This window comes from Acholeplasma equifetale ATCC 29724, assembly GCF_000687735.1.
Lineage (GTDB): Bacteria > Bacillota_I > Bacilli_A > Acholeplasmatales > Acholeplasmataceae > Acholeplasma > Acholeplasma equifetale.
Genome location: NZ_JHXL01000019.1, coordinates 1 through 5,121, shown reverse-complemented (window position 1 = coordinate 5,121; position 5,121 = coordinate 1). Strand labels below are relative to the sequence as shown.

Below are 5,121 nucleotides of genomic sequence, written 5' to 3'. Positions count from 1 at the left end.
CTTCTAGAGGCAGACGTATATCTAATGGACCTATTGAATCTACAAACTCTAAAATAAAAACTCTTATCAAAGCCTCTAATGGGATTAGAGACTTTAGAAGATTAAGAAACAAAATTATGTATTCTATCAACAAAGATACACCACTTAAAAACTAAAAATAATTATAGATTTATCGTTACAGTAAACAAAAAATGGAGGTACCTCCACATCTGTTATAGGTGTGGTGTACCTCCATATATGTTATAGGTCGATATGGATTAAACCTCCATATTAGTTATAGGACCTTTATTTATATAAAGTAAGAATGAAGGGACTAAACTGGCCCAAAATGCTTCATTATGTTTTGCACCTTCATATGTCTCATAATATAGATTTTTAACTTGCGGTTTTAAATATTTTTTGATTATCTTTATAGTTTTAACATATTTTTGATTATCTTTAGGATTATTAGTTCCTGCTTCATTTTCTCCACATACTACAAAATATTTTTGATCAAAACTAGGGAATTTAACTTTAAGTAAAGCTTCTAATCCTAACGGATTCCACCAACTAGAAGGTGAGAAAATACCTAAACCACCAAATACATTGTTATAAGATAAACCACCATAAAGTGATATTAAACCACCCATTGAAGAACCGGCCATATACGTATTATGTTTTACATGTTTGAATTTAAACTTTTTTTCAATAAATGGCATAAGTTCATTTACAATAAAAGACATATATAAGTTTCCAAAGGGTTCAACATGATCGATTTTTAAAGTTTCATAAATCTTTTTATTATCAAATGGAGCATATTCATCTAGACGATATTTACCATGATCAATACCAACAATCAATAAAGGTTCAATTAAACCAGCATCAATTAATCGTTGTGTTTGTACAGCCATATCCCATATTTCATGTGAATAACTTGAATCTCGATCAAATAAGTTTTGTCCGTCATGCATATATAAAACGCGTGCTTCACCACGATATTGATTAGGAATGAAAATACGCAAATTTTTTTTAGTTTTTAGTATCTTGCTTGATATTTTGAATGTCTTTACCATGTTTTTTTACCTTTCTTGGTGGAACGGGGTCATATTTAGGTTTAACAAGTGGATTACATGAAATAACGCGTTTAGTTGTTAAATAGGTAGCATAAAAAAAGTTATGAGTTTCATAAGCTTCAACTGCATAATTACTACATGTAGGATAATGTCTACATTTTGTTTGCTTAATTGGACTGATACGACGTTGATACCATTTGATAAGTTTGATAGCTAATTTTTTCATATTTTCATTATACATGAAAAGCGTTGTTATGGTATAAAATAAAGTATATTTTATAACATATGAAAAGAATATTGAAAAAAATGAGATACATATATTTATCAAAATTCATATATATGTTATAATAAAATTACAATGTAAACGCATACAATTTAAGGAGGAACTCTATGAAGGAATACAAAACACAAGCCCTTCGAAACATCGCACTACTCGGACATCAAGGTTCTGGTAAAACATCACTGACTGAGAGTCTGTTGTATGTTTCGGGGGTTTTAAGCAAAAAAGGGGAAGTAGAGAAGAAATCTACAAAGTCTGATTTCTTAGTGGAAGAACATGTAAGAGGTTCTTCTATGCAAACAAGTTTAATACCGATTGAATATGGTGACTGCAAACTTAACTTTTTAGATGTGCCTGGTAACGACGAATTAGTCGGTGAGTTGTACCATGCACTTGAAGTAGTTAAGGGAGCAGTCATTTTAATTGATGCGACCAAAGGTGTTGAAGTTGGAACGGAACTTGTATGGCAAGAAATTCGTAAACGACATATACCTGCAGTTTTATTCATTAATAAAATGGATAAAGAAAACATTGATTATGAAAAGTTATTAGAACAAATTCGTGAAAAATTAGGTAAAAGAGCTGTTCCATTTACTTATCCAATCGGACGAAAAGAAGATTTTGAAGGATTCGTAAATGTTGTTGAAATGAAAGCTCGAATCTATAATGGCGTTGAATGTGTTGATGCAGAAATTTGGGAAGAAAAAATGCCTAAAGTCGCTCAACTTAACGAAATGATTATGGAAAGTGTTGCAGAAACAAGTGAAGAACTTCTAGATAAGTATTTAGCTGGTGAAAAGATAAGTATGGAAGAAGTTAAAAAAGCACTACATGATAATGTCATTCATGGTGAATTAACACCTGTTTTAGTAGGTTCGGTTATTAAAAATATTGGTGTTGAAACAATGCTTAAGATGCTCATTGATTTCTCACCTTCACCAGATGAATTAAAAGAAATTGAAGCACAAAAAGAAGATGGCACTTCTATTAGTGTTAAAACAATTGATGAAGCACCATTTAGTGGATTTGTATTTAAGACGATGGTTGACCCATTTGTAGGTACGATTTCATTTATAAAAATTAATTCAGGAACATTAAAACTTGGAGATGAAGTGTATCATCCGAATGTAAAAGAAACATTAAAAATCAACGCATTAATGACTTTAATAGGCAAAGATCAAATACCTATAACAATGGCACACGCAGGTGATATAGTAGTAACCACAAAACTCGATTCATTAAAAACTGGCGACACTTTATGTGACCCAAAATTTAAAATTCAATTTAATAAAGTTATACTTCCAACACCAGTCATATATAAAGCAATTCAACCATTAGATAAAAACGATGAAGATAAAATTTCAATGGCAATGACCAAGCTTAATACAGAAGACCCATCATTTGATCTTAGAAGAAATAAAGAAACTGGTCAACTACTTATTGGTGGATATGGATTATCTCATATTAACTATATTATTGACCGTATGAAAAATTTATTTAAAGTTCAAGTTGAGTTCCAAGAACAAAAAATTGTATATCGTGAAACAATTAAGAAAAAAGGCGATGGCCATGGCAAACATAAGAAACAATCAGGTGGTGCAGGTCAATATGGTGAAGTTTATATTCGTTTTGAACCAACAGAAGAACCATTTGTCTTTGCACAAGAAGTTGTTGGTGGAGCAGTGCCTAAAGGATATTTTCCAGCCGTTGAAAAAGGCTTAATTCGTACCTTTGAAAAAGGTCCTTTAGCAGGATTCCCAGTTATTAACGTAAAAGCTACGCTCTATGATGGATCATATCATGATGTTGACTCAAATGAAATTTCATTCGTATTAGCTGCTGATTTAGCATTTAAAGATGCACTAGATAAAATTCAACCAACGATTTTAGAACCAATTCTATCATTGAAAATAAAAGTGAAGGATGCCTTTGTTGGTGATGTCATGGGTGATATGAATAAACGTCGTGGACGTATTCTTGGTATGGAACAAATTGATGGTTTAACAGTGATTTCAGCAGAAGCACCAGAAGCAGAAATTGTTAACTATGCAATCGATTTAAAAGCTATGACACAAGGTTCTGGACGCTTTGAACGTGAATTTGCTCGTTATGAAGAAGTTCCACAACATATTATTCCCAAAATCATTGAACAATATAAAAAGTAATTAGATCTTAAAGCGACTACTATCATATAGAGGTGTTTATATGATTTGTAGTCAATGTAAAAATAAAATACATATGAAGGTGAGTTTTAAAAACTTTTTTCAAACTTATGAACCAAGAGTTTGCAGAGCATGTTTTAAAAAAGTAAAACAAGCATTCCCCTACTTTGTAATTCCAATTCAAGGGGGATTACTTCATATTATTGAAAGATTAACAACAGAACCCAAGGATTTTGATGAGTATCTAGATTATTTTGCACCATATGTTCTAGCATATTTAGAGTTAAACTTATCAATTGATATGATTTATGTTGAAACATTAGATATTGAATTTATAAAAATATTAGATGAATTAAATGTTGGCCATCTCATTATATTAACAAATAAATTTAAGGAGGAATTATATTTATGAGATACGAAATCACTGGCAAAAATGGCTTTGTCCCTACTGATGCAATAAAAAAGTATGTTGAAAAGAAAGTTAATAAAATCGTTAACATATTTGAAAAAGGAACAATTGATGTCGTAAGAGTTGCATTATCTGTATACAAAGATTACTCAAAAGTCGAAGTTACAATTCCTGCACCATATATCATTTTAAGAAGTGAAGTTAAAGATCCTGATATGTATGCAGCAATCGATAAAACAGTCGATAAGTTATCTCAACAGATTCGCAAACATAAATCTAAGATTAGACGTCATTTTGAAAAGTCTGGTAAAACACAAGTATTTACTAAAGAATTTGATGTTGAAGCTATGGATAAAGAAATAAAGGCATCTAACTTAGTTAAATCTAAGAAAATTAAGATTCAACCAATGTCAGTTGATGAAGCAATTCTTCAAATGGAAATGAGTGGACATGATTTCTTCATTTTCATTGATAAAGATAAAAACTATCCTCATATCGTATATAAACGTGAAGATGGCGACTATGCAGTAATTGAAGCATCACCAGATGTTTCAGCATTACACAGTGAATCTGAATAATTGATGCATACCTTTGATTTGATATGTGATACAATATCAAATTAAGGGATTGATAATTATGGAGCGATTAAAGTATCAAATTAAAAATTCTCGTATATGGCATTTATGTAGTCAAGAATTATCTGCAAATGAACAAATAACATTAGATAATTGGACACGCTATGCTACACAATATAGAGAAGTGTTTTATCTTAATGATTCAAAAAAGTTTTTAGAAGTTGACCATTTTAATCGGACATTTCGATTTTTTGAAGCAGGTATTAGAAAACATAATATTGAAGACTTTCGTCGCTTTTATAAAGATTATTTTAAATATCAAGAAATAAAAAAAGGTCCTATAACTAATATGGAGGTTTAATCCATATCGACCTATAACATATATGGAGGTACACCACACCTATAACAGATGTGGAGGTACCTCCATTTTTTGTTTACTGTAACGATAAATCTATAATTATTTTTAGTTTTTAAGTGGTGTATCTTTGTTGATAGAATACATAATTTTGTTTCTTAATCTTCTAAAGTCTCTAATCCCATTAGAGGCTTTGATAATAGTCTTTATTTTAGAGTTTGTAGATTCAATAGGTCCATTAGATATACGCCTACCTCTAGACATAATAAACGAGTTTTTAATCTCTAC

General features: G+C 30.6%; 8 protein-coding genes. 5 read left to right on the top strand and 3 right to left on the bottom strand.

What is annotated here, in order from left to right; all coding sequences use genetic code 11:
- Nucleotides 1–17 precede the first annotated feature (17 nt).
- On the top strand, nucleotides 18–155 hold the full coding sequence (locus T434_RS08100; protein WP_342668039.1) for a transposase: 138 nt from the start codon (nucleotides 18–20) through the stop codon (nucleotides 153–155).
- Nucleotides 156–257: 102 nt separating this feature from the next.
- Here T434_RS08100 and T434_RS0106075 read toward each other — a convergent pair whose 3' ends face one another.
- Both T434_RS0106075 and yidD read right to left on the bottom strand, forming a co-directional pair.
- The gene (locus T434_RS0106075; RefSeq protein ID WP_162150797.1) at nucleotides 258–1,001 is read right to left on the bottom strand and encodes an alpha/beta hydrolase; all 744 of its coding nucleotides are present in this window, start codon (nucleotides 999–1,001) and stop codon (nucleotides 258–260) included.
- 7 nt (nucleotides 1,002–1,008) lie between these two features.
- A complete protein-coding gene (yidD, locus tag T434_RS07305) occupies nucleotides 1,009–1,278 on the bottom strand; it encodes a membrane protein insertion efficiency factor YidD (protein ID WP_035358592.1) in 270 nt (89 codons plus the stop codon).
- 164 nt (nucleotides 1,279–1,442) lie between these two features.
- On the opposite strand from yidD, the gene fusA reads away from it, so the two are divergent.
- The 4 genes from fusA to T434_RS0106050 are packed head-to-tail and all read left to right on the top strand — an operon-like array spanning nucleotide 1,443 to nucleotide 4,839.
- Nucleotides 1,443–3,497, top strand: coding sequence for an elongation factor G (gene fusA, locus T434_RS0106065; protein WP_026400307.1), 2,055 nt, complete (start codon nucleotides 1,443–1,445; stop codon nucleotides 3,495–3,497).
- 40 nt (nucleotides 3,498–3,537) lie between these two features.
- Nucleotides 3,538–3,906, top strand: a complete 369-nt coding sequence (locus tag T434_RS0106060) for a hypothetical protein (protein ID WP_162150796.1) — start codon at nucleotides 3,538–3,540, stop codon at nucleotides 3,904–3,906.
- The gene (gene hpf / locus T434_RS0106055; protein WP_026400305.1) at nucleotides 3,903–4,481 is read left to right on the top strand and encodes a ribosome hibernation-promoting factor, HPF/YfiA family; all 579 of its coding nucleotides are present in this window, start codon (nucleotides 3,903–3,905) and stop codon (nucleotides 4,479–4,481) included. Before T434_RS0106060 ends, hpf begins: the two co-directional genes overlap by 4 nt.
- 58 nt (nucleotides 4,482–4,539) lie before the next feature.
- Complete coding sequence (locus tag T434_RS0106050; protein ID WP_026400304.1) at nucleotides 4,540–4,839, top strand: hypothetical protein; 300 nt, start codon at nucleotides 4,540–4,542, stop codon at nucleotides 4,837–4,839.
- A 102-nt stretch (nucleotides 4,840–4,941) separates the two neighbouring features.
- Here the strand turns inward: T434_RS0106050 and T434_RS07300 are convergent.
- Nucleotides 4,942–5,121: transposase (locus T434_RS07300; RefSeq protein ID WP_035358590.1), on the bottom strand; the 180-nt coding region annotated here is incomplete at its 5' end.